This is a genomic window from Pseudomonas sp. IT-P260 (assembly GCF_949768395.1).
GTDB classification, from domain to species: domain Bacteria; phylum Pseudomonadota; class Gammaproteobacteria; order Pseudomonadales; family Pseudomonadaceae; genus Aquipseudomonas; species Aquipseudomonas parakoreensis.
Genome location: NZ_CATKPO010000002.1, coordinates 192,901 through 215,992, shown reverse-complemented (window position 1 = coordinate 215,992; position 23,092 = coordinate 192,901). Strand labels below are relative to the sequence as shown.

The 23,092-nt window shown below is 61.3% G+C and carries 25 protein-coding genes; 11 read left to right on the top strand and 14 right to left on the bottom strand.

Annotation, left to right across the window (positions count from 1 at the left end; translation table 11 throughout):
- Nucleotides 1-11 precede the first annotated feature (11 nt).
- The gene (locus tag ACM6HV_RS02085) at nt 12-2,201 is read right to left on the bottom strand and encodes a patatin-like phospholipase family protein (protein WP_414903255.1); all 2,190 of its coding nucleotides are present in this window, start codon (nt 2,199-2,201) and stop codon (nt 12-14) included.
- Nucleotides 2,202-2,272: 71 nt separating this feature from the next.
- Here ACM6HV_RS02085 and ACM6HV_RS02080 point away from each other — a divergent pair, with 71 nt between their 5' ends.
- A complete protein-coding gene (locus tag ACM6HV_RS02080) occupies nt 2,273-2,560 on the top strand; it encodes a SelT/SelW/SelH family protein (RefSeq protein ID WP_027613985.1) in 288 nt (95 codons plus the stop codon).
- On the opposite strand, the gene ACM6HV_RS02075 is transcribed toward ACM6HV_RS02080, so the two are convergent.
- Together ACM6HV_RS02075 and ACM6HV_RS02070 are read right to left on the bottom strand one after the other, a co-directional pair.
- Entirely contained in the window at nt 2,554-3,447 is an 894-nt protein-coding gene (locus tag ACM6HV_RS02075; RefSeq protein ID WP_414903253.1) for a DMT family transporter, read from the bottom strand. The genes ACM6HV_RS02080 and ACM6HV_RS02075 overlap by 7 nt on opposite strands.
- Nucleotides 3,448-3,622: 175 nt before the next feature.
- Nucleotides 3,623-4,387 carry a helix-turn-helix transcriptional regulator gene (locus ACM6HV_RS02070; protein WP_041073089.1) on the bottom strand — a complete coding sequence of 255 codons (765 nt, stop codon included), beginning with the start codon at nt 4,385-4,387 and terminating at the stop codon, nt 3,623-3,625.
- 136 nt (nt 4,388-4,523) lie between these two features.
- Here ACM6HV_RS02070 and ACM6HV_RS02065 point away from each other — a divergent pair, with 136 nt between their 5' ends.
- Nucleotides 4,524-5,339, top strand: coding sequence for a UDP-2,3-diacylglucosamine diphosphatase (locus ACM6HV_RS02065; RefSeq protein ID WP_041073087.1), 816 nt, complete (start codon nt 4,524-4,526; stop codon nt 5,337-5,339).
- A gap of 122 nt (nt 5,340-5,461) precedes the next feature.
- Here the strand turns inward: ACM6HV_RS02065 and ACM6HV_RS02060 are convergent, their stop codons facing one another.
- Both ACM6HV_RS02060 and ACM6HV_RS02055 read right to left on the bottom strand, forming a co-directional pair.
- Complete coding sequence (locus ACM6HV_RS02060) at nt 5,462-6,052, bottom strand: HD domain-containing protein (protein ID WP_414903250.1); 591 nt, start codon at nt 6,050-6,052, stop codon at nt 5,462-5,464.
- A 26-nt stretch (nt 6,053-6,078) separates the two neighbouring features.
- Nucleotides 6,079-6,390, bottom strand: a complete 312-nt coding sequence (locus ACM6HV_RS02055; protein ID WP_145593108.1) for a DUF962 domain-containing protein — start codon at nt 6,388-6,390, stop codon at nt 6,079-6,081.
- Nucleotides 6,391-6,554: 164 nt separating this feature from the next.
- Between ACM6HV_RS02055 and ACM6HV_RS02050 the strand changes: the two genes are divergently transcribed.
- Nucleotides 6,555-7,610, top strand: coding sequence for an AraC family transcriptional regulator (locus ACM6HV_RS02050; protein WP_217325479.1), 1,056 nt, complete (start codon nt 6,555-6,557; stop codon nt 7,608-7,610).
- Here ACM6HV_RS02050 and ACM6HV_RS02045 read toward each other — a convergent pair.
- Nucleotides 7,567-9,021, bottom strand: a complete 1,455-nt coding sequence (locus ACM6HV_RS02045) for a TrkH family potassium uptake protein (RefSeq protein WP_145593107.1) — start codon at nt 9,019-9,021, stop codon at nt 7,567-7,569. The genes ACM6HV_RS02050 and ACM6HV_RS02045 overlap by 44 nt on opposite strands.
- Nucleotides 9,022-9,142: 121 nt before the next feature.
- On the opposite strand from ACM6HV_RS02045, the gene ACM6HV_RS02040 reads away from it, so the two are divergent.
- Nucleotides 9,143-9,709 (top strand): nitroreductase family protein, encoded by a 567-nt coding sequence (locus ACM6HV_RS02040; protein ID WP_414903247.1) that lies wholly within the window; start codon nt 9,143-9,145, stop codon nt 9,707-9,709.
- 191 nt (nt 9,710-9,900) lie between these two features.
- Here ACM6HV_RS02040 and ACM6HV_RS02035 read toward each other — a convergent pair whose 3' ends face one another.
- From ACM6HV_RS02035 to ACM6HV_RS02010, 6 genes are all read right to left on the bottom strand, one after another.
- Nucleotides 9,901-11,241, bottom strand: coding sequence for an ATP-binding protein (locus ACM6HV_RS02035; RefSeq protein ID WP_414903245.1), 1,341 nt, complete (start codon nt 11,239-11,241; stop codon nt 9,901-9,903).
- A gap of 170 nt (nt 11,242-11,411) precedes the next feature.
- Nucleotides 11,412-11,861, bottom strand: a complete 450-nt coding sequence (locus ACM6HV_RS02030; protein WP_041073072.1) for a Spy/CpxP family protein refolding chaperone — start codon at nt 11,859-11,861, stop codon at nt 11,412-11,414.
- Nucleotides 11,862-12,078: 217 nt separating this feature from the next.
- Nucleotides 12,079-12,756 (bottom strand): response regulator transcription factor, encoded by a 678-nt coding sequence (locus tag ACM6HV_RS02025; RefSeq protein ID WP_414903242.1) that lies wholly within the window; start codon nt 12,754-12,756, stop codon nt 12,079-12,081.
- 7 nt (nt 12,757-12,763) lie between these two features.
- Nucleotides 12,764-13,174 carry a translation initiation factor 2 gene (locus tag ACM6HV_RS02020; protein WP_041073068.1) on the bottom strand — a complete coding sequence of 137 codons (411 nt, stop codon included), beginning with the start codon at nt 13,172-13,174 and terminating at the stop codon, nt 12,764-12,766.
- A 246-nt stretch (nt 13,175-13,420) separates the two neighbouring features.
- Complete coding sequence (locus ACM6HV_RS02015; protein WP_007966019.1) at nt 13,421-13,720, bottom strand: YciI family protein; 300 nt, start codon at nt 13,718-13,720, stop codon at nt 13,421-13,423.
- A 1-nt stretch (nt 13,721) separates the two neighbouring features.
- Complete coding sequence (locus tag ACM6HV_RS02010) at nt 13,722-14,318, bottom strand: septation protein A (RefSeq protein WP_027613975.1); 597 nt, start codon at nt 14,316-14,318, stop codon at nt 13,722-13,724.
- Between the two features lie 87 nt (nt 14,319-14,405).
- Between ACM6HV_RS02010 and ACM6HV_RS02005 the strand changes: the two genes are divergently transcribed.
- From ACM6HV_RS02005 to rluB, 6 genes are all read left to right on the top strand, one after another.
- Nucleotides 14,406-15,269, top strand: a complete 864-nt coding sequence (locus tag ACM6HV_RS02005; RefSeq protein WP_145593104.1) for a PHP domain-containing protein — start codon at nt 14,406-14,408, stop codon at nt 15,267-15,269.
- 13 nt (nt 15,270-15,282) lie between these two features.
- A complete protein-coding gene (locus ACM6HV_RS02000) occupies nt 15,283-15,912 on the top strand; it encodes an L-threonylcarbamoyladenylate synthase (protein WP_007966016.1) in 630 nt (209 codons plus the stop codon).
- 123 nt (nt 15,913-16,035) lie between these two features.
- Nucleotides 16,036-16,734, top strand: a complete 699-nt coding sequence (locus tag ACM6HV_RS01995) for a segregation and condensation protein A (RefSeq protein WP_171061841.1) — start codon at nt 16,036-16,038, stop codon at nt 16,732-16,734.
- Between the two features lie 11 nt (nt 16,735-16,745).
- Nucleotides 16,746-17,723 (top strand): SMC-Scp complex subunit ScpB, encoded by a 978-nt coding sequence (scpB, locus tag ACM6HV_RS01990; protein ID WP_414903238.1) that lies wholly within the window; start codon nt 16,746-16,748, stop codon nt 17,721-17,723.
- A 131-nt stretch (nt 17,724-17,854) separates the two neighbouring features.
- Nucleotides 17,855-18,046, top strand: coding sequence for a DUF1289 domain-containing protein (locus ACM6HV_RS01985; RefSeq protein ID WP_145593102.1), 192 nt, complete (start codon nt 17,855-17,857; stop codon nt 18,044-18,046).
- Nucleotides 18,047-18,188: 142 nt separating this feature from the next.
- Nucleotides 18,189-19,409 carry a 23S rRNA pseudouridine(2605) synthase RluB gene (gene rluB / locus ACM6HV_RS01980; protein ID WP_003222775.1) on the top strand — a complete coding sequence of 407 codons (1,221 nt, stop codon included), beginning with the start codon at nt 18,189-18,191 and terminating at the stop codon, nt 19,407-19,409.
- A gap of 176 nt (nt 19,410-19,585) precedes the next feature.
- Here the strand turns inward: rluB and ACM6HV_RS01975 are convergent, their stop codons facing one another.
- Both ACM6HV_RS01975 and ACM6HV_RS01970 read right to left on the bottom strand, forming a co-directional pair.
- Nucleotides 19,586-20,551, bottom strand: coding sequence for a leucyl aminopeptidase (locus tag ACM6HV_RS01975; protein ID WP_414903236.1), 966 nt, complete (start codon nt 20,549-20,551; stop codon nt 19,586-19,588).
- A gap of 70 nt (nt 20,552-20,621) precedes the next feature.
- Nucleotides 20,622-20,759: a hypothetical protein gene (locus ACM6HV_RS01970; protein WP_003222780.1), complete on the bottom strand. Its 138-nt coding sequence runs from the start codon at nt 20,757-20,759 to the stop codon at nt 20,622-20,624.
- A gap of 893 nt (nt 20,760-21,652) precedes the next feature.
- Between ACM6HV_RS01970 and ACM6HV_RS01965 the strand changes: the two genes are divergently transcribed.
- A complete protein-coding gene (locus ACM6HV_RS01965) occupies nt 21,653-23,071 on the top strand; it encodes an amino acid permease (protein WP_414903233.1) in 1,419 nt (472 codons plus the stop codon).
- Nucleotides 23,072-23,092: the final 21 nt, after the last annotated feature.

The following is a 23,092-nucleotide window of genomic DNA, read 5'->3' as shown; positions in this document are numbered from 1 at the left end:
CCACCTGATGATCAGAACGTCTGCCCCAGGTTCAGATAAACCGCCTGCTCATTCGCATCATTCAAGCCATAGGTGAAATTCAACGGTCCCAGCGGCGTATCGAAACCGATGAACACACTGGCGGCATTGATGTAGCCACTGTCGAATTCATTGTCGTTGTTCCACGCCCGGCCTCGTTCCAGCGAGGCGCCGGCATACAACGGGAAGTCCAGTGGCAGGTAGGAGCGCGGGGTCAACCGGCGGTAATACACCGCGCGCATCAGGCTGACGTTTTGCCCGGAGATCGAGTCTTCGCGAAAACCCGACAACTGCCGTGCGCCGCCGAGCAGGAAACTTGAGGTCACCACGTTGGTGTCATCCAGCGTACGTCCATAGCGGCCACCGAGAATCAGCGTATCCGGACCGCGACTCATGGCTTTGTCCAGCTTGAACTCCCACTGGCGGTAACGCGTGTCCGAACCCAGGCTTGGTTCGAATTGCAGCAAGGTCAGGCTGATGTCTTTGCCGTCGTGGGGGTAGTAAACGTTGTCCAGCGAGTCGAACGAATATTTCAGCGAGTAGAAGCCCTCATTGAAGTGTTCGCTCGGCAGGTCCTGATCTCCAATGCGCACGTCGGCCTTGCCCCAGGCTTCGCCGACGCCGAAACGCACTTCGCCGTTGTTGCCGATCTGCCGTCCGACATTCAGGGCCATACCGTAGCGTTCGACCCGGTATTGGGCGATCGGATCGTTGTCGAGCACTGCGTCGACGTTCTGCGCCTGGAACACCAGTGAGGGCGCGATGAAGTAGCGCGAGCCGACATCCAGCGGTTGATAGAACTCGGTGTACAACTCCTGTTTGTCGCCGATCTGCGCCCGGGTCAGCCATTCCGCGCCGAGACGGTTGATGCCGTTGATGCGATAGCTGGCGCCGAGGTTGAAAGCGCTGTCGCCGCGCATGTCGTCCGACAGGTTCAGGCCGACCCGCAGGTAATCGGTACCGCTGCGTTTGCCTCGGGCGCTGATCACCAGCGTGTGATCCTGGCCTTTGTGCACCACGCGGTACTGCACCTGTTCAAAGTAATCGAGGCCGTACAGCGTGCCCATGTCCGAATGCAGTCGACCGAGATCCAATGGCTCACCGATGGGCTGGCGGATGTAGTAGCGGATCACGTCGTCACCGACTTTCGAATTGTTCTCGACCTTGATCGCGGTGATGATCGGCGTGCGCTGGCCCGGGGCGCGAGCCGCATTGAGTTCGGCGTCTTGAGATTCGTGAGGTTTGAGCTGAGCGAGGCGGGCGTCGAGAATCCGCGTGGCGCGGTAACCGGCGTCGATCATCTCCTGGGCCTTGCCGAAGTCGGTGACGCCGAACGCCGCCAGCGCTGGCTGGATCAGCACGTCGCCGGGTTTGAGGGCGGCCAGTTGTTCTTCGGAGTTGCGCCGGGTCATCAGGGTGATCGACTGGTTCAGCACATCGACCACGGTGGCGAGTTGCTTGCGGTTGCGCAGTGGCGTGCCGATGTCGACCACGATTGCCACGTCGACCCCCATTTCCCGCGCGACGTCGAGCGGGATGTTATCGGTCATGCCGCCGTCCACCAGCAGCCGGCCGTCCAGTTCGACCGGGGCGAACACCGCCGGGATCGACATGCTGGCGCGGATCACCTGCGGCAAGTGACCTTTGCGGAACACCACTTTTTCGCCGTTGGCGATGTCGGTGGCGACGGCGCGGAACGGGATCGGCAGTTTGTCGAAGTCGCGGGTGTCGCTGGTATGCGCCAGCAGGCTTTCCAGCATCAGCGCCAGGTTCTGGCCCTGAATCACCCCCAGCGGCAGGCCGAGGCTGCCGTCATCGCGGAAACTCAGTTGCTGTTTCACCAGAAAGTCGCGGTCGTCCTGTTTGCGGCGAAACGGCACGTCTTCCCGGGGCGGGGCGTCGGACAGCGCCTGTTGCCAGTCGATGTTCAACGCGAGTTTTTCCAGCTCATCGATCTTGTAGCCCGAGGCATACAGGCCACCGACCACTGCACCCATGCTGGTGCCGGCAATCGCATCGATCTTGATGCCTTGCTCCTCAAGGGCCTTGAGCACGCCAATGTGCGCCAGGCCACGGGCAGCACCGCCGGACAGCACCAGGCCGACTTTCGGGCGGGTGGCTTCGGTGGCATTCACAAATAACGGCAGCAAGCCAAGCAGCAGGCAGAACAGCAAACGGCGCATGGTGAGTCTCGGGGCAAGCGATAAAGCCGGCTATTATAGCGGCGCCCTCTGTCTCAGGAGTTTCAGCGAACATGTCTGCTGCAAAACCGGAAATCGTCATCACGTATTGCACCCAATGCCAGTGGCTGCTGCGCGCCGCGTGGCTGGCGCAGGAACTGCTCAGCACCTTCGGCGACGACCTCGGCAAGGTGTCTCTGGTGCCGGGCACCGGCGGGGTATTTCACATCAGCTGCGACGATGTGCAGATCTGGGAGCGCAAGGCCGACGGTGGTTTTCCCGAGGCCAAGGTGCTCAAGCAGCGGGTCCGCGATCAGATCGACCCTGAGCGCGACCTCGGCCACAACGACCGCACTCAGTGAGACGCGGCTTCGGCCGCGACGGTTTTCTTGTCGGCGCTGCCTGACATCCGCGCGGAGACCACGATGGCGACGATGATCAGCGCGCCGCCGACCAGCATGCGCACAGTCGGGTTTTCATCGAACAGCAGCCAGGCGACGGTGATGCCGTAAACCGGCTCCATGGCGAACACCACGGCGGCGGTGCGCGCCTTGATCACCGCGAGGCTGGCGACAAACAGGCTGTGCGCAACGCCGGTGCAGAACACCCCGAGCAGGCTGATCCACAGCCAGTCCATCGCGTGTACTTCGCTCAGTTGCGGGGCCGCGACCGGCAGCAGACACAGCGCCACCACCACGTTTTGACACAGCGCCGCCTGCACCGCCGGGATACGTCCGGAGCTGGCACGGTTGGTCAGCGATAGCAGGGCGAACAGCAAGCCCGACAGCACCGCCCAGAGCAATCCGGTGGTGGCGCCGCTGGCCAGATCGAACGCCGGAGTTACAAGCACAAGACCCACGCTGACCAGCACCACCAGCACAATTTCATTGGCGCGGATGCGTTCGCGGAAAATCAGCCCTTCAAGAATCACCGTGAACGCCGGGAAACTCGCGAAGCCCAAGGTCGCAATCGCCACCCCGGCGACTTTCACCGCGATGAAAAAACTCACCCAGTGCCCGGCCAGCAACACGCCGCTGAGTGCCAGACGGCGCCAATCGACCGCCTGCAGTTTCTGCCAGCCGTGCTGGCTGGCGAAGCGGGCGAAAAAGGCCAGGGCGAGCACGGCAAACGCCGCACGTCCGAAGACGATAACCGCCGGTGAGGCGGCCGCGAGTTTGCCGAACACACCGGTCAGGCCGAACATCAGAGCGCCGATATGCAGGGCGCCGAGGGCGGTACGCGGAGTCATTGCAATCCTTAATCCGAACACGGTTTCAAATGGAGGAGCTGCCGCAGGCTGCGATCTTTTGATCTTGCTTTTGATCTTGAAAAGTCAAAGTCAAAAGATCGCAGCCTTCGGCAGCTCCTACAGGGAGCATGGGCAAACATTGAAACGTGTTGCGGCTCAGAAGTCTGTCGGCGAACTAGCGTTTTTTGTCGCAGGAATCGCGGCGCAACTGGCCCGGTGATGCGCCAAACTCCCGCAATACCGCCGCCGCGAACGCACTTTGCGAACTGTAGCCGACCCGGCAGGCGATTTCGCCGATGGGCAGCGCCGTGTCGCGCAGCAGGCAAACCGCCTTGTGCAGCCGCCGGCTGCGAATGTAGTCCATCGGCGTCTGCCCGCATTCCGCCATGAACCGTGCGTGCAGGCGGGCGCTGGACAGCCCGGCGATCTGCGCCAGATCGGCCACTTGCAGCGGGTAGGCGGCGTATTGTTCGATGTGCGCATCCAGCGCTGCGTAGGGCAGGCGCCGCGCCGAATGTTCGGCAGGTCTGGCGTGATTCAGGCTGGCGAGCAGCAACACCGCGCCTTGCTGGGCGATCAGCGGATCCGTGACCGGGCTGTGCGCCAGCCAGTTGACCAACTGGCTTTGCCCGGCATCAAGGGACAACCGCGCGGGCTGGTCGAGCAAGCGCTGACTGGCGTCGGCGTGCTCGCCCAGCGAATCGTTCAGCCATGGCCCGTCGGGTACGTCCAGCACCAGACAACGGCTGCCATCGGGGCTACCGCAGGCATGATGCGCGCCGCCGGGGACGACCACGAAACTCTGCTGACGCACCTGGCTGCCCTGACCCTCGACTTCGAAATCCAGCGCGCCGGACAGACCGAACACCAGTTGCGCGTGGTCGTGGCTGTGGACGATCAGGTCGTGGGTGTATTGGCGCAGAGTCAGGATCGGGCGCATGGCAGAGGTCTCCGAAGTGAGCGCCAGTCTACACCGGGGCAACGGGCTTGCGCGCTGTCACACGACTGACGCCTGCCTGTCATGGTCGATTCACCCGGCGCGTGCACAGTGGCGAAAACATCGCAGAGGGTTGCCCATGACCAGCGCCGAGCTCGCCAGACCCAGCCGTAAACAACGGGTGCGCACCTTGTGGATTTCCGACGTGCACCTGGGCACGCGGGATTGCCAGGCCGAGCACTTGTCGCAATTTCTCAAGGGCTATCACGCCGACAAGATCTACCTGGTCGGTGACATCATCGACGGCTGGAAGCTGCGCGGCGGCATGTACTGGCCACAGGCGCACACCAACGTGATCCGCCGCCTGCTGACCATGAGCAAGCGCGGCACCGAGGTGATCTACGTCACCGGCAACCACGACGAATTCCTGCGCCGTTATTCGAAGCTGATCCTCGGCAACATCCAGTTGGTCGATGAGGCCGTGCATGTCACAGCGGATGGCCGGCACCTGCTGGTGATTCACGGCGATCAGTTTGACGTGATCACCCGCTATCACCGCTGGCTGGCCTTTCTCGGCGACTCGGCCTACGAATTTACCCTGACCCTCAACCGCTGGCTCAATCACTGGCGTGCCCGTTATGGCTACGGCTACTGGTCGTTGTCGGCGTACCTGAAACACAAGGTGAAGACGGCGGTGAGCTTCATCAGCGACTTCGAAGAAGCGATCGCCCACGAATGTGTGAAACGCGAATTGCACGGCGTGGTCTGCGGGCATATTCACCATGCCGAGATCCGCAAGGTCGGTGAGGTGGATTACCTCAATTGCGGCGACTGGGTGGAGTCGTGCACGGCGTTGATCGAGCATTGGGATGGCACGATCGAGCTGTATCGCCTGGCGGATGCGCAGGCGCGGGAGGCGCAGCTCAAGGCGGCCAAGGTCGCCGAGATCGCCTGAACGACACAGATCCCCTGTGGGAGCGAGCCTGCTCGCGAAAGCGTTACATCAGGCAAAGCAGTGTCGCCTGACACGACGCCTTCGCGAGCAGGCTCGCTCCCACATGTTGAGTTGTGGTGTTCTCAGGCGGGGGCGTGTTCTTCCATCGCCGCCTTGTAGATCGAATGCTTGGGCTGCGCAAACAGCCGTTCCATCATCGGCTCGAAGAAACTCAGCGGCAGGCTGTCATACGCCGGGTCGAACGCCGCCGCATCGTATTTGGCGCAGAATTCCGCCGTCGCCTGATACTGCGGATGCGCGGCGAATTGCTCGCGCAGGTGCCGATCCATGCCCAGATGATGGAAGAAGTAGTAACCCTGAAAGATCCCGTGCTTCTCGACCATCCACAGATTTTCGGCGCTGACGAACGGTTTGAGAATCGCCGCCGCGATGTCCGGGTGGTTGTAAGAGCCCAGGGTGTCGCCGATGTCATGCAGCAGCGCACAGACCACGTATTCCTCGTCACGGCCATCGCGATAGGCGCGGGTCGCGGTTTGCAGCGAGTGGGTCAGGCGATCTACCGGGAAGCCGCCGAAATCACCTTCCAGCAACTTCAGATGCGCGACGATCCGCGACGGCAATTGCCGGGCGTAGGCGCTGAAGTCGGCGGCGATGATCGCCCAGTCTTCCTGCGTGCCATCCTGCATGTGGGTGAAGCGGGCATTGGCGTTCATCGGCAAGCCTCCTGGTGTGTCGGGTTTCAGAACGCCACGCGGCCGAGGATCATGTCGCGGTACATGACGAAATCGCCGAGCAGGCTGTACAGCGGATGCTGGAAAGTCGCCGGACGGTTCTTCTCAAAGAAGAAGTGCCCGACCCAGGCAAAGCTGTAACCGGCCAGCGGCAGGGCCAGCAACAGTAGCCAGGCGCCCTTGGCGAGGGTCATGGCCAGAATGAAAATCACCAGCGTGGTGCCGATAAAATGCAATCGGCGGCAGGTACTGTTGGTGTGTTCGCTGAGGTAATACGGATAGAACTCGGCGAAGCTGTTGAATGGCTTGATGTTTTCCACGACTGCGATCTCTGTGGTTATTGTTCTGACGGCAAGTTGTTCGGCGGGTAGCCTATTTGAGTCTAGAGTGAACACTGGTATCAGCCAGTGACAATGGGCGCCACTTTAGTATCCTTCGCTAATCGGGTCGCAACATGTGATCCATCATGTAAAAGAATAACGCCATGAGCGAACGAACGACTTCTGCAAGCTGGGCGATGGGGATTGTCAAAGCATTGGAGATGGACGGCCTGGATTGCCGGGTACTGTTCAAGCAACTGGGGCTCGATTACGCGGCCCTCGATGATCCGGATGCGCGTTTCCCGCAAGATTCCATGACCCGACTCTGGCAACGGGCGGTCGAGCTGTCCGGCAACCCGGCGATCGGCTTGAACATGGGCAAAGTGGTGCGTCCGGCCTCATTCCACGTTGCCGGCTACGCCTTGATGTCGAGCAACACCCTGGCCGAAGGCTTTCAACGCCTGGTGCGTTATCAGCGGATCATTGCCGAAAGTGCCGACCTGAGTTTTCGCCTGCTCGAAGAAGGCTACGCGCTGATTCTGACGGTGCATGGCGATCACCTGCCACCGACCCGACAGAGCGCCGAAGCCTCGCTGGCCTGTGCGTTGGGCCTGTGCAGCTGGTTGACCGGGCGTACCCTGCATCCGGTCAAAGTGCTGTTTCAGGGCGACGAGCCCGCCGACCTGCAACCTTACAGGCAAGCCTTCCATGCGCCGCTGATGTTCAACGCGCCGTACGATGCGTTGATTTTCGAACGGGCCGACATGGAAGCACCGCTGCCCACCGCCAACGAAGCCATGGCGCTGCTGCACGACCGGTTTGCCGGGGAGTACCTGGCGCGGTTTTCCGAAAGCCGCGTGACCCACAAGGCTCGGCAGGTGCTGTGTCGCTTGTTGCCGCAGGGCGAACCCAAGCGCGATACGGTGGCGCAGACCCTGCATCTGTCGCAGCGCACCTTGCAGCGGCGGTTGCAGGAGGAGGGCACGAGTTTTCAGCAGTTGCTCGACGACACCCGCCGCGAACTCGCCGAGCAATACCTGGCCCAGCCGAGCATGACCCTGCTGGAGATTGCGTATCTGCTGGGGTTTGCCGATCCGAGCAACTTCTTCCGCGCGTTCCGTCGCTGGTTTGACACCACGCCCGGCGATTACCGGGCGCGGCTGTTGCAGGCGCCGGTCAGTGACGCCAAAAGGCCGGAATACACAGCACAAACACCGTAATGATCTCCAGTCGGCCGAGCAGCATGCCGAACGACAGGATCCACTTCGCGGCATCCGGCAAGGTGGCAAAGTTGCCCGCCGGGCCGATGGTCTCGCCCAGGCCCGGGCCGACGCCGGACACGGTGCTGGCAGCGCCGGTCAGCGCAGTCATCCAGTCGACGCCGAGCAGCGACAGCAGCAGGGCGATCACGCAGATGGTGATGGCGAAGAAGAACGAAAAGGTCAGAATCGAGCGCACGATCTCTTCGTCGAGACGGTGGCCGTTGTACTTCTGCTTGATCACCGCGCGCGGGTGAATCAGCTGGTTAAGGTTGGCCTTGAGCAGGATGTAGGCGACCTGGAAACGGAAGATCTTGATCCCGCCCGCGGTCGAACCAGAGCAGCCGCCGACAAAGCCCAGATAGAAAAACAGCATCAGCGAAAAGTTGCCCCACAGGCTGTAGTCGCCGAGGGCGAAACCGGTGGTGGTGACCACCGAGGTCACGTTCAGCGCCACGTGCCGCAGCGCCTCCAGCCAGTGCAGCTTGGTGGTCCACCAATACCAGGTGCCGAGCACCAGCCAGGTCACCAGCAACATGCCGAGCAGGCCCTGCACCTGCTGATCCTTGATCAACGCCTTACGGTTGCCGCGCATGGTCGCCACATACAGGGTGAACGGCAGGCTACCGAGAATCATGATCACCACCGCGACCCAGTGCACCGCTGGTTGTGTCCACTTCGCCAATGACTGGTCGGAGGTCGAGAAACCGCCGGTGGAGATCGCCGACATCGCGTGGTTGATCGCATCGAACGGGCTCATCCCGGCCCACCAGAACGCCAGGCTGCCGAGGATGGTGATACCGACGTACGCCGCGACAATCAGGCGCGCCACCATGTGCGAACGCGGCATGACCTTTTCCGAACGGTCGGACGATTCGGTCTGGAACAGACGCATGCCACCGATGCGCAGCAACGGCAGAATCGCCACCGCCATGCCGATGAAGCCGATACCGCCGAGCCAGTGCAGCAGCGAGCGCCACATCAGGATTCCCGGCGACATGTTGTCGAGCCCGCTGAGCACGGTCGAGCCGGTGGCGGTGATGCCGGACATGCTTTCAAAGAACGAGTCGGTGTAGCTGATGTGCTGAGTCAGCAGGAATGGCAGCGCGGCGAAAATACACACCACCAGCCAGCTGCTGACCGTCAACAGGTACATGTCACGCGGGCGCAGATGAATGTGTTCCGGGCGTCCGGGAATCACCAGTGCAAGGCCGGCGAGGAAGGTGATCATGCTCGCCCAGAGGAACGACGGCAGGTCACTGGTACGCTCGAAAATCACCAGGGTGGCCATGGGCACGACCATGGCGACGGCCAGGGTGATCAGGAAGATGCCGATGATGAAACCAATGATCCGTAAGGTCGGCAACGCCATGAAGTCCGCTCGGGCTGAAGTGGGAAGGGCGCCATTCTACCCGTGAGGCAGGGCATGTAAACCGGCATCCCGTTGGCAGATGAAGCTAGAATAGCCGCACATTTTTCTCAGGAGGTGGCCGATGCAGGCTCTCGACGCGTTGCTCAACCGTGTTTCCGTTCCACGCCTGGTCGAACCGGCCCCCACCGCGCAGCAGCGCGAAGCGCTGTTCGGTGCAGCCCTGCGTGCGCCGGATCACGGCCATCTGCAGCCGTATCGTTTCCTCACCGTCGAAGGGGCGGCGCGCGAGCAAATGGGCGAGTTGCTGGCCGAAGCGGCGCAGATGCAGGAAGGTGAAGTCACTGAAGCGATGATCGACAAGGCGCGCAACGGCCCGCTGCGGGCGCCGCTGGTGGTCGTGGTGATCGCGAAACTGCAGGAACACGTCAAGTATCCGAAGGCCGAGCAGTTGCTGGCGGCGGGGTGTGCGGCGCACGGGATTCTGCTGGCAGCCTATGCGCAGGGGATTGGTGCGGTGTGGCGTACCGGTGATCTGGCCTATTCGGCGCACGTGGCCAAGGGGCTGGGCCTGGCTGAAGGCGAGCAGGTGATTGCCTTCCTGTATCTCGGCACGCCGCAGAAGGAGCCGCGTGTGGCCGAGAAGGTTGATCTTGCCGAGTTCGTCAGCGCCTGGCCGTCCAAGGCTTGAAGATCAAAAGCCCCTCACCCTAACCCTCTCCCGGAGGGAGAGGGGACTGATTGGGGAATACTCCAGAGATGCGCCGACCGGAGCGATCTTCGCTGAATCCATAGTCGACACGGCTTGCCAGGTCGATGCAATTCGCATAACACCTCGGTCGGCTCCCTCTCCCTCCGGGAGAGGGCTGGGGTGAGGGGCTTTTAAGGCTGGACAATAGCGCCTGGCACCAACGGCAATTCCAGACTGGCAATAAACCCGCCCTCGGGATGATTGGCCAGGGTCAGACTCCCGCCATGCCGCTCCGCCGCCCGCCTGGCAATTGCCAGGCCCAGGCCATGTCCCGCCGCCGTTTGCCCCGGCGCCCGGTAAAACGGTTCGCCCAACTGGCTCAGGTGCTCGGCCTGCACGCCCGGCCCATGATCACGCACGCTCACGACAATCCGCTCGCCCTGACGCGTAGCCTGCATCTCGATGGCCTGGCCCACCGGGTTGAAGCGTTGGGCGTTGCGCAACAGGTTGTCGACGGCGCGCTCGATCATGGTCGGCCATCCGGTCATGCTCAGTTGCGGTTCCGCATCCAGGCGCACTGTCTGCTCCGGAGAGCCAAGTTGCGCGTCTTTCTGCAGGGTGCCGAGCAGCGCATTCAGGTCTACTTCTTCAGCACTGGCGTTGTCGGCATCGACCCGCGCCAGCACCAGAATTTCGCTGATCAACGCTTCCAGCCGATCGCACTCGCGAGTCAGGCGTGGCCAGAGTTTTTCCCGTTCTTCAGGATTGGCCCGTTCCGCCAGCGCCAGCGCGATGCGTAGTCGTGCCAGAGGTGAACGCAGCTCGTGGGACACATCGCGCAGCAACTGGCGCTGACTGCCGATCAGGCTTTGCAGGCGCGCACCCATGCGGTTGAAGTCGTTGGCCAGCACGCCGAATTCGTCGCGACGGTTGGCCAGTTTCGCCAGGCTGTTCTGTTGATAGGTGGTCTGCCCCAGATCATGCACCGCACCGCGCAAACGGCTGAGCGGGCGAGTGATGGAGAAGGTCACCAGCAGGCTGAACAGGGTCAGTACCACCAGCGCGATACCCAGCGCACTCAGCGGCCAGAGCAGGCTTTCACGGTGCCACGCATCGAGCTCCGGGTGCGGGATGCGGAAGATGAACAGGTAGGTGTCGCCGGTTTTTTCGCTGGTGAATTCGTCGGTCAGGCGGCGCCAGGGCAGACGTCGGTCATCGTTGTTCTGTCTGGCTTCGAAGGCGGCGGCGCGACGCGGGAAGGTGCCACGCACCACCGGGTCGCCGCTTTCGTTCAGCACCTGGACGTCAATGTGGTACTGGCGTTTGCGCTGTTGAAGGATTTCCTGCGCGGCGTCTTCGCCCTGGGCTTCGTAGGTTTGCGTCCATTCGGCGGCCAGCGTGTTGAGGCCCGGGTGGCGGCTGAGGATCCACGCGTCCTGATTGAGCATGTGCCCGAGCAGGATCGACAGCCCTGCGACCAGGGCGATGGCCAGCCAGAAGCTCGCGAGAATACGCCAGAACAATGAACGCACAGAAAATCCTCAATCAAACGCTTAACCCCTGTAGGAGCTGCGGCACGCTGCGATCTTTTGATCTTATTTTTCAGAAGCAAAATCAAAAGATCGCAGCGTGCCGCAGCTCCTACAGAGGGCGGATGTAAACAGGCCCGACCGGGTAAGCCGTCGGGCCTGTGATTAGAACATTATTGCGCCTTTTGCGGCTGTTGCGCTTTCCACGCCTTGAACTCGGCCCATTCGGCGCGGCGTTCAGCCTGTTTCTTCTGGATCTCGTCGAATTTCTTCTGTTGATCCGGTTTCAGCAGGTTGCGTACGTCAGCTTCGGCTTTCTTGTGGTTGGCCGCCATCTCGTCTTTCATGGCTTTCTGGTCTGCCGGCGAGAGTTTTTCCAGGTACTTCTCGACCACCTGGCGACGCTCGTGCATTTGCTCGCCCATGATCTTGCGGATCTGATCGCGCTGTTCGCGGGTCAGATCGAGTTGGCTGTAGGGGCCTTTGCCGTGTTCGCCGTGCATCTGACCGCCGTGGCGTGGGCCGTCGAGCGGGCCACCCATCGGGCCACCATCCTGTGGCATGGCCATGGCGACGGTGGGCAGAGCGGCAGCGAACATCAGAGCGATAAGAGTCTTGCGCATGGTGTATCTCCTTGTCTCGTTCCCGGTACGTTCCGGATGAGTACAGATTACGGAGATCAAGGTCAGCGGCGGTCAGCGCTGCGTAAAGCTTGGGTAAAGACGCTTCGTTTCCAGCCTTACACATATCCCCTGTAGGAGCTGCCGAAGCCTGCGATCTTTGTTTTTGAAGATCAAAAGATCGCAGCGTGCCGCAGCTCCTACAGGGAGCGAGGTGTCTTCAGAGGCTGTAGTAATAACCACGGCTGCGCAGGGCGACGATCCGAGGGCGGCCGTCGGGGTGGGGGCCGATCTTTTTGCGCAGGTTGCTGACGTGCATGTCGAGGCTGCGGTCGTACAGGGTCAGCTTGCGGCCGAGGGCCAGTTGCGCCAGTTCCTGTTTGTCCAGCGGTTCGCCGGGCTGCTTGAGCAGGGCTTCGAGCAAACGGCTTTCGGACATGGTGAGGGTCAGTTCTTTCTCGTCGATGCTGACCACGCCGCGCACCGGGCTGAAGCTCAGGTCGCCGAGTTCGAGCTGGGTGGATACGGCGGCCGGGTGACTGCGGCGCAGCACGGCGCGCAGACGTGCGGTGAGTTCACGCGGATCGCAGGGTTTGGCCAGGTAATCGTCGGCGCCCAGCTCCAGACCAAGAATGCGATCCAGCGGTTCGCCCCGGGCCGAAAGCATCAGCACCGGCAGCTCTGCGTGCTCGCTGCGCAATTGCTTGAGCAGTTCCAGACCGCTGCCATCGGGCAGCATCACGTCCAGCACCACCGCCGCCGGGGCCGATTCGGCCAACGCCCTGCGCGCGCTCTGGCCATCGTGGCAGGCACGCACCAGGAAGCCTTCCTGGCTCAGCCAGCTACTCAGGAGTTCACACAACTCCTGGTCATCATCAATCAGTAACAGCTCGCTCATGACTCACTCAATTTAGCCATTGCCGACGTTTTCGGCTTGCTCCACTGGCAAAGATACCGCACAGCAGCGCCAATAGCGCTACCCCGGCGCCCGTAACGAACCATTGCTGCTGTTCGGTCAGCAAACGCGGCAAGGGACTTGCCTGGGCTTCCTTGAGTTGCAGCTTCAGGCGCTGATTCTCCTGGCGCAACCGGGCAAGCTGGGCGCTTTCGCGGGTGTTGTCGGCATTTTGCAGTTGTTTGCTCAATTCTTCCCGCTGCTGCTCGCTGGCCTTCAGGCGCTGCTGCAACTCGGTAATCTGGCTGCCGGCACTTAACGACAATGGCGTGGAGCTGCCGCTTTCGGTGGTTTCTTCACCATGGGCGGGCGCCATGATCGTCAACGTGACCCACATCAGACACAACGGACCTTTGCGCATTGCGATTCCTGCTAGCAAATGGATATTGGGCAGGTTGTCGGCAGGCAAACGAGAATAATGAGCGATTGAGAGCGGTGAGAAGCGGGAAGGTTCAGTGCCGGGGGCAATGCAGAGATAAGGCACCTGTTGAAACTGTGGCGAGGGAGCTTGCTCCCGCTGGACTGCGCAGCAGTCCCATTGCCTTTGAAAAGCGGGGCCGCTGCGCGACCCAGCGGGAGCAAGCTCCCTCGCCACAAGGTTGCCTCTTTACGGCAGGACTTGCTTGAACGGCTTGACGATCACATTGGCGTACACGCCGGCAGCGATGTACGGATCGGCGTCGGCCCAGGCCTGGGCGGCGCTCAGGGAGTCGAATTCGGCGACGATCAGGCTGCCGGTGAAACCCGCCGCGCCCGGATCATTGCTGTCGACCGCCGGGTGCGGGCCGGCCAGCACGATGCGGCCTTCGCCCTTGAGCACTTGCAGGCGTTCGAGGTGGGCCGGGCGCGCGGCGAGGCGGGCTTCGAGCGAGTTGGCGACGTCGGTGGCAATGATAGCGTAGAGCATGTCAGTCCTCGGTTTTTGGCGTTGTGGTATCGGCGTCGTGCAGATGGCGGGACAGGTAGATACCCTGACCGACCAGGAACAGCACGGTCATGCCCAGGCTGCCGAACACCTTGAAGTCGACCCAGATGCTCTGGAAGGTGAATGCCACGAACAGGTTGGCAGCGCCGCAGAACAGGAAAAAGGCGATCCAGGCGATGTTCAGGCGGGTCCAGACCGGATCCGGCAGGGTCAGCGCGTGGCCCATGATGCGTTTGATCAGCAGGCGGTCACCGATGAAGTGGCTGCCGATGAAGGCCAGGGCGAACAGCCAGTTGACCACCGGGGCTTTCCACTTGAGGAAAGTCTCGCTGTGGAAGGCCAGGGTCAGGCTGCCGAACACCAGGCAGGCGATCAGGGTCAGCCATTGGCTTTTTTCCAGCTTGCGTTGCTTGATGAACAGCGCGCCGTAGACTACCAGTGAGCTGATGATCAGCATCGCCGTGGCGCTGTAAATACCGCCTACAGTCACCTCATGGCCGGCGATGTCGACGACCCGTGGATCCAGTTTGTAAACGATGAAAAACAGCAGAAGCGGGATGAAATCGATGAATTGTTTCACAGTGAGAGCCAGAAGCTGGATGTGGCGGCATAATAACAAACATATGGGCGCGCGATAGCGCCAGCTGATTTGAGGTTACAACTCCCCGTGAATGTTGATTTGCACTGCCACAGCACGGCCTCCGATGGCGCCCTGGCGCCGGCGGTTCTGGTTGCGCGTGCGTTTGAAAACGGCGTGCGAGTCCTGGCGTTGACCGATCATGACACCCTCGAAGGCCTCGCCGAAGCGCGCAGCGCTGCCGAAGAACTGGGCATGCAGTTGGTCAACGGCGTCGAACTGTCCTGCACTTGGGGCGGGGCGACCATCCATGTGCTGGGTTACGGTTTCGACGTCAACGCCGCGCCACTGGTCGAGGCCATCGCCAAATTGCACGATGGCCGCTGGCTGCGGTCGGAAGAAATAAGCCGCAAGCTCGGCCTCAAAGGTATGCCCGGCGCCCTCGACGGTGCCCGGCAGATCCAGCAGGAACTGGGCGACAGCGGCAACGCGCCGGCCCGTCCGCATTTCGCCGACTGGATGGTACGTGAAGGTTTTGTCAAGGATCGCGCCGAGGCGTTCCGCAAATGGCTTGGCGCCGGCAAGCTCGGTGACGTCAAGCAGCACTGGCCGACGCTGGAAGACACCGTCGGTACCCTGCGTGCCGCCGGGGCGTGGGTCAGTCTGGCGCATCCGTGGCACTACGATTTCACCCGCAGCAAGCGCCGAAAGCTGATTGCCGACTATATTCAAGCGGGCGGGCATGCAATCGAAGTGGTCAATGGCCATCAGCCCGCAGAACAGGTCGGCAGCCTGGCGATCCTTGCCCGCGAGTTCGGTCTGCTGGTCAGCGCCGGCAGTGATTTCCATGGCCCTGGAGGCTGGTCGGAGATTGGCCAGTACCGGCCGGTTCCCGAGGACCTTCCACCCCTGTGGTGTCGGTTCAAACATGACACAGTTATTGCCGCCGTCTGAACAGGTAGAAAACGTGAGTCAATTTTTCCAGATCCATCCGGAAAACCCGCAAGCGCGCCTGATCAAACAGGCGGTCGAGATCATCCGCAAGGGCGGGGTGGTGATTTATCCCACAGATTCTTCCTACGCCATCGGTTGCCAGATCGGCGACAAGACCGCGATCGAGCGCGTGCGCCGTCTGCGCCAGCTCGACGAGAAGCACAACTTCGCGCTGATCTGCAGCGACCTGTCGCAACTGGGCAACTATGCCAAGATCGACACCGGCACCTTCCGCATTCTCAAGGCGCATCTGCCGGGGCCTTACACCTTTATCCTCAACGCCACCCGCGAAGTGCCGCGTTTGCTGCTGCATCCGAAGAAACGCACCATCGGCCTGCGGGTGCCGAGCCATCCGATTGCCCTGGCGTTGCTGGCCGAACTCGGCGAGCCGCTGATGAGCGTGACCCTGATCATGCCCGGCGATGAAGATCCGCTGAGCGATCCGTACGAAATGCGTCAATTGCTTGAGCACCAGGTGGATCTGATCATCGACGGCGGTTTTGGCGGGATCAAGGCGTCCACCGTGATTGACCTGACCGGCGACGACCCGGAAGTGATCCGCGTCGGTTGCGGCGACCCCGCGCCGTTCATGGTCGAGGCCTGAATGTCCGCAGTGGAAACCGTTGTCGATCCCCAGGCCGGCGCCCAGCAGGAACTGCCGTTTGCCATGGTCTATGGCCAGGCTGTCACGGAAATGCCGCTGGACCTGTACATCCCGCCGGATGCGCTGGAAGTGTTTCTCGAAGCCTTCGAAGGCCCGCTTGACCTGCTGCTGTACCTGATCCGCAAACAGAACATCAACATTCTCGACATCCCGGTGGCGGAAATCACCCGTCAGTACATGGGCTATGTCGAGTTGATGCAGTCGGTGCGCCTGGAGCTGGCCGCCGAGTACCTGGTGATGGCCGCGATGCTGGCCGAGATCAAATCGCGGATGCTCCTGCCACGGGCCGAAACCGTCGAAGACGAAGAGGACGACCCGCGCGCCGAACTGATCCGCCGCTTGCAGGAATACGAGCGCTTCAAGGCTGCCGCCGAAGGCATTGATGGCCTGAGCCGGGTCGGCCGCGATGTTGTGGTGCCCAAGCTCGACGCCCCGGAAGCCCGGGCGCGCAAGCTGTTGCCGGATGTCGCGCTGGAAGAAATTCTGATGTCCATGGCCGAAGTGCTGCGCCGTGGCGACATGTTCGAGAGCCATCAGGTCAGCCGCGAGGCACTGTCGACCCGCGAACGCATGAGCGATGTGCTGGAACGGCTCAAGGGCGGCGGGTTTGTGCCGTTCGTCGAGCTGTTCACCGCCGAAGAAGGTCGCCTCGGTGTGGTGGTGACCTTTATGGCGATCCTTGAACTGGTCAAGGAATCCTTGGTCGAGCTGGTGCAGAATGAGCCGTTCGCCGCGATCCACGTGCGAGCCCGAGCCGAATAACGAGTCGAAACATGAACCTGACTGAACCCCGCGAGCTGGCGCCCCTGCTTGAAGCCTTTCTGTTGGCCTCGGGAAAACCGCAATCGCTTGAACGCCTCTACGAACTGTTCGAAGAAGGTGAGCGCCCGGAACCGCCGGTCTTCAAGAAAGCCCTGAGCCTGCTGGCCAAGTCCTGCGAGGGCCGCGCGTTCGAGCTCAAGGAAGTCGCCTCCGGCTACCGCTTGCAGATCCGCGAGAAGTTTTCGCCGTGGGTCGGGCGTTTGTGGGAAGAGCGGCCACAGCGCTATTCCCGTGCGCTGCTGGAAACCATGGCGCTGATCGCCTATCGCCAGCCGATTACCCGGGGCGAGATCGAAGACGTGCGGGGTGTGGCGGTCAACACCAACATCGTCAAAACGTTGATCGAGCGCGAGTGGATCCGCATCGTCGGGTACCGCGACGTGCCGGGCAAACCGGCGATGTTCGCCACCACCAAGGCGTTTCTCGATCACTTCAATCTGAAGAACCTCGAAGACCTGCCGCCGCTGGCCGAACTGCGCGAGATGGAAACCGAGCCCGTCCTCGATTTCGACGACGCACCGGTGCCGCAGGGCCTGCAGGAACAGGCCGACGCCAGCGCCGAGCCGGAAGAGCCGAAGGAAGAAACCAGCTTCCACAGCTTGCTGCTGGAACTGGACAGCATGGAGGAGGGGATCAAGACCGACTTCGATGATTTGTTGCGCGATGCGGCGGACGGGGAGGCGTCGACGGCTGAGCCGGAAGTCGAGACCGTCGAGCCGGCGATTGAAGTTGAACTTGAGGCCGAGCCTGAAGCCGAACCGGAAGAAGACATTCTTGGCGTTGCCGAGGCCCGGGAAAAACTTCTCGCTGCCGTCGCTGCTCTCGAACAACCGGCGCCAGCACCTGAACCCGAGCTGAGCGAAGAAGAAGCCGAGGCCCGTGCGCTGGCGGAAGCCATCGAAGCCGAACGCCGCGAGTTCGAGGACTGATAACGAACAACTGTGGGAGCGAGCCTGCTCGCGAATGCGGCGTGTCAGACAGCGTTGATGTCGACTGACAGGACCCTTTCGCGAGCAGGCTCGCTCCCACATTTGGATCTACGTTCAGCCAGGAGATGCTGATGAGTTCCACCAAAGACCCCTGCATCAGCCTCTGCAAATTCACCGACGACATCTGCCTCGGCTGTGGCCGCAACAAGCGCGAAATCCGCGCCTGGAAGAAACTCGACAAGGATGACAAGCGCACAGTGCTGGCGGAAGCCGCGCTGCGCCTGATCAAACTCGGTGGCGCCGGTCGGCGGAAAAAGAAATAACTGGCGATCGATCAGCTAGTCTCTGATGCGCGATGGCGCACATCCGCGTATGATTCGCGACCCTTCGGCGATCCCTTCGCCCGAAAATCAGATTTCAATGCTTCAGGCGCCGCCTGAACAGACCACACCGGGAGGTGCCCAGATGAGTGACATCAATCAGAAAGACGACCAGGAAATCGGCCCGGCAGGCGAAAAACTGCAGAAAGTCCTCGCCCGTATCGGCGTCGGCTCGCGCCGTGACGTCGAAGCCTGGATCAGCCAGGGCCGGATCAAGGTCAATGGCAAAGACGCCACCCTCGGCCTGCGCGTCGACATGCACGACGCCATCACCATCGATGGCAAGGTGATCAAGCGCGAAGAGGCGGCCGAGTCGGTCCGCCGCGTGATCATGTACAACAAGCCTGATGGCGAGATCTGCACCCGTGACGACCCGGAAGGCCGTCCGACCGTGTTCGACAAGCTGCCGCGTCCGAAAGAAGGCCGCTGGATCAACATCGGTCGTCTCGACATCAACACCACCGGTCTGCTGATGTTCACCACCGATGGTGAGCTGGCCAACCGTCTGATGCATCCGTCCTACGAGATGGACCGTGAGTACGCCGTGCGTGTCCGCGGTGAAGTCGACGACGAGATGATCGAGCGCCTGAAGGCCGGCGTAGTACTGGAAGACGGCCCGGCGCGTTTCACCGACATTCAGCAGGCGCCGGGCGGCGAAGGCTTCAACCACTGGTATCACTGCGTAGTGATGGAAGGCCGTAACCGTGAGGTTCGTCGTCTGTGGGAATCCCAAGGGCTGGTGGTCAGCCGTCTGAAGCGCGTGCGCTTCGGTCCGGTATTCCTCAACTCCGACCTGCCGATGGGCCGCTGGCGCGAAATGAGCCAGTACGAAGTCGACGTGCTCAGCGCTGAAGTCGGCTTGACGCCGGTGGCGATGCCGCAACTCAACGCCAAGAGCAAGGACAAGCTGGAGCGTATGCAGCGTAAATCGTCGCGGCCGATGGCCAAGACCGAGCGCGTGCGCACCCTGCGTCCCGCCGCTGGCGCGCCGACCGGTCCGCGTCCGAGCCGTGAGCCGCAGATCGAAGGCGAGCGTCCGGGTCGCAAGCCAGTGGCCCGTGACGGCGAGCGCGCACCGCGTCCGGCCAACGGTCGCACCGAGCGTGGGGAAGGTCGTGCGCCGGCCGGTCGCGGTACGCCAGTGGCGGATCGTCCTGCGGACACCACCAACAAGCGTCCGGCCAAGCCAGCACCGAAGCGTCCGGGGATCAAATTGGTCGACGGCGACAAGCCATCGGGCAAGCGCCGTGGCGCACCGGCCGGTTCTGGTCAGCGTCCAGGCTTCGGTCGCAAGAAGCCTGAGTGATCGGGTTTAGTGCCTGAATGAAAAACGCCAACCGCAGGGTTGGCGTTTTTTTTTGTCTGGCAGAAGTTGTGTAGCGACTGATTCGGCCTCTTCGCGAGCAGGCTCGCTCCCACACTGGAATTGCGTCAAACACAAATCCCTGTGGGAGCGCGCCTGCTCACGAAGGCGTCAGTCGCCTAAAACACAAAGCGTCCGTCAAACACCGGCTTGTCATCCAGCGCCAACACCCCGCCGGAGAAAATCAGGTCCAAATGATGACTGCCCTTGGCGCCACCGCCGAGGCCCAGGTGCAGGCCGCAATGGCGCTCCTCGAAACCGGCATTGCGCGCATACAGATCCTTCACCCCTTCATTGGTACCAATCCCCAATTCCTCAATGCGCCGGTTCGACGGATTGGCGTCCAGGTACTTGTTGAAGTCATGCTCCAGCCCCGGCACATCTGTGGCGATGCGGCTGATGGTCGAGTTCTCGATCCACAGTTCCAGTGGCGACTCCAGCACGCCGTACTTGCGCGCAAACGGGATGGTGCTGAGGAACGTGCCCTTGAATTTCACATGGCCGTTGATGGCTTCGCTGTGGGTGGCGATTTCGCCGGGGGCCAGGTCGAAGTTGCCGACGCCGTTGATGTCGGTCCACTTCTTGATGCTGCTCAGCGGCGTTTCAAACCATGAGCCGTGGTCGTCCTTGAAACTCAGCGTGGTCGCTTGGGACATGCGCTGGATCAAGTGACTGTTGAGCCCGGCGATACGCTGCGGCGTCACGCTGAAGGTGTCGTAGAAATAGTCGCCGTAATCTTTGAACAACAGCGACTTCTTCCAGTTTTCCGCCATCACGCCTTGCAGGGCGCGCACGAACTCCGGGCCGTCGGGGCGCGGGTTGGGCAGCGTGGAAGAGTCGTAGAAGAAAATGTACAGATCGCTGTCGGCAATCGCCGCCGTCAGCGTTGCGGTGCTTTCCAGGTCCAGGCGTCTGGCGCTGAAGGTGAAGCGGGGATGATCGCCGGCCTGTTCGGCGATGGCGCCGGTCAGGGCTTCGTAATCGGTGGTGTGGCCGAGCAGTACCTTCGCCGAGTCGAGACCGGCAAGGGCAGGGTGATGTTCGAGGTAGTAAAGGAAATGCGAGATCGCGCGGGGCTTATCCATGAGTCCTCCCTGACTGACCGTGAGAAAGCGGCAGGCACGACCGGCCGGATCGTGCCTGCCCGGGGATGTTTTACAGAGGCCACATCGCCGTGCCGAACGGAACCACCGCGTCGGCTTGCATCATTTCCACGGCGGCCTCATGGGTTGGCGCTTCAAACCATTCGTCCAGTTGCAGTTCGGTGTCCAGGTCTTTTTCCAGTGCTTGCATGGTCGATCTCCTAGATGACGTTCACGGTTATGACTGGCCGGTCGAGGTGGCCGGCAAGACGTGAAGAACCTAGTTCAGGGTGTTTTGTAATGCAAAAAATTATTTATTTAAAATTTAAATAAACTTTTTATTCTGTTTTTAAGCGGCGTTTTTCTTATTTGAAAACAAAAAACTAAGCGGCCACTTTCATTAGCAAGCTAGCTACCGTCAATTTGCAGACGTCCTACAGAATTTTCCGAAATGGAAAATCTGCGTTACGCGTTGTAAAGAAAAATTTACGGAAACCCCGGTAAATCCCAGTGAATTCACGTCCTTGCCGACGCTGTAAGGAAAACCTGCCGAGGCCCGGCTGCAAAGGCCCCGCGCAGGGCTCTGGCGCGCTTGTTTCAGCCTCGTTTGCAGGGTGAGATGCGCCTCATGCCTGTCGTGCAGGTGCATAACAAGAAGGAGGCGCAATGAACGCCGAGATTGATCTTCACTTCTCTCCGTGGGGCGGTTTTTCGCTCGTCCCCGTCGATGGCCTGCAAAGGCCTGACTCAATTTTTGCAGCCGCCCGAGTGTCTCGAGGCGGACCCACGCAATCCCGGCAAGCGCCACGCTGATCCAGCGGGGTCTGGCAGCAGGGGGTTAGCGGTGTACAATGCGCCGCGTTTTAACTGTGACCCTCTGCGTAATCGCGCAAACCTCAGGGCTATCCGCCTTGTTCACTCCGCCACGTCACAAGCGTGTCGGGTTCGATTTCGTCACAGATAAAAACAAACAGGTGACGCATGACCGTTGTAAAAACGCTGAATTCCTGGTGCTTGCGCTGGGGTTTGATCGGGGTTGTCTGAAATCGCAACCTTGCAGCAACGTCTACTGAACATCATCAAACCTTGCGTGGGACCTTTTTCATGAGTGGACAAAACTCGCAATCAGGCGAGCTGAAACGCGGCCTGAAAAATCGCCATATTCAACTGATCGCCCTCGGTGGCGCGATCGGTACCGGATTGTTCCTCGGCTCGGCCGGGGTCCTGAAATCCGCCGGCCCGTCGATGATCCTCGGCTACGCCATCTGCGGCTTCATCGCCTTCATGATCATGCGCCAGCTCGGCGAGATGATCGTCGAAGAGCCGGTGGCCGGTTCCTTCAGCCATTTCGCGCACAAGTACTGGGGCGGTTTTGCCGGTTTCCTGTCGGGCTGGAACTGCTGGATTCTGTACATTCTGGTGGGCATGTCGGAGCTGACCGCGGTCGGCAAGTACATCCACTACTGGGCGCCGGACATCCCGACCTGGGTCACCGCCGCTGCATTCTTCGTGCTGATCAACGCGATCAACCTGGCCAACGTCAAGGTCTTCGGTGAAGCCGAATTCTGGTTCGCGATCATCAAGGTCGTGGCGATCGTCGGCATGATCGCGCTGGGCAGCTACCTGCTGGTCAGCGGCCATGGCGGCCCGCAGGCCTCGGTCAGTAACCTGTGGTCGCACGGCGGGTTCTTCCCCAACGGCGTCAGCGGTCTGGTGATGGCGATGGCGATCATCATGTTCTCCTTCGGCGGTCTGGAAATGCTCGGTTTCACTGCAGCCGAGGCGGACAAGCCAAAAACCGTGATCCCGAAAGCGATCAACCAGGTGATCTACCGCATCCTGATTTTCTACATCGGCGCGCTGGTGATCCTGCTGTCGCTGACCCCGTGGGACAGTCTGCTGGAAACGCTCAATGCGTCCGGCGATTCGTACAGCGGCAGCCCGTTCGTGCAGGTGTTCTCGATGCTCGGCAGCAACACCGCCGCGCACATCCTCAACTTCGTGGTACTGACCGCGGCGCTGTCGGTGTACAACAGCGGCACCTACTGCAACAGCCGCATGCTGCTGGGCATGGCCGAACAGGGCGATGCGCCTAAGGCCCTGTCGAAAATCGACAAGCGCGGCGTGCCGGTGCGTTCGATCCTCGCGTCCGCGGCGGTCACGCTGGTGGCGGTGTTGCTTAACTACCTGATGCCGCAACAGGCGCTGGAACTGTTGATGTCGCTGGTGGTGGCGACCCTGGTGATCAACTGGGCGATGATCAGCTTCTCGCACTTCAAGTTCCGCCAGCACATGAACAAGACGCAGCAGACGCCGCTGTTCAAGGCGCTGTGGTACCCGTACGGCAACTATGTCTGCCTGGCGTTCGTCGCGTTCATTCTCGGCGTGATGTTGCTGATCCCGGGCATCCAGATCTCGGTGTACGCGATTCCGGTGTGGGTCGTGTTCATGTGGGTCTGCTACGTGATCAAGAACAAGCGTGGGGCGCAGCAGGCGCTGCACGCGGCGAGTGTTTCGAAGTAAGCGCTGAGGCAACAAACAACA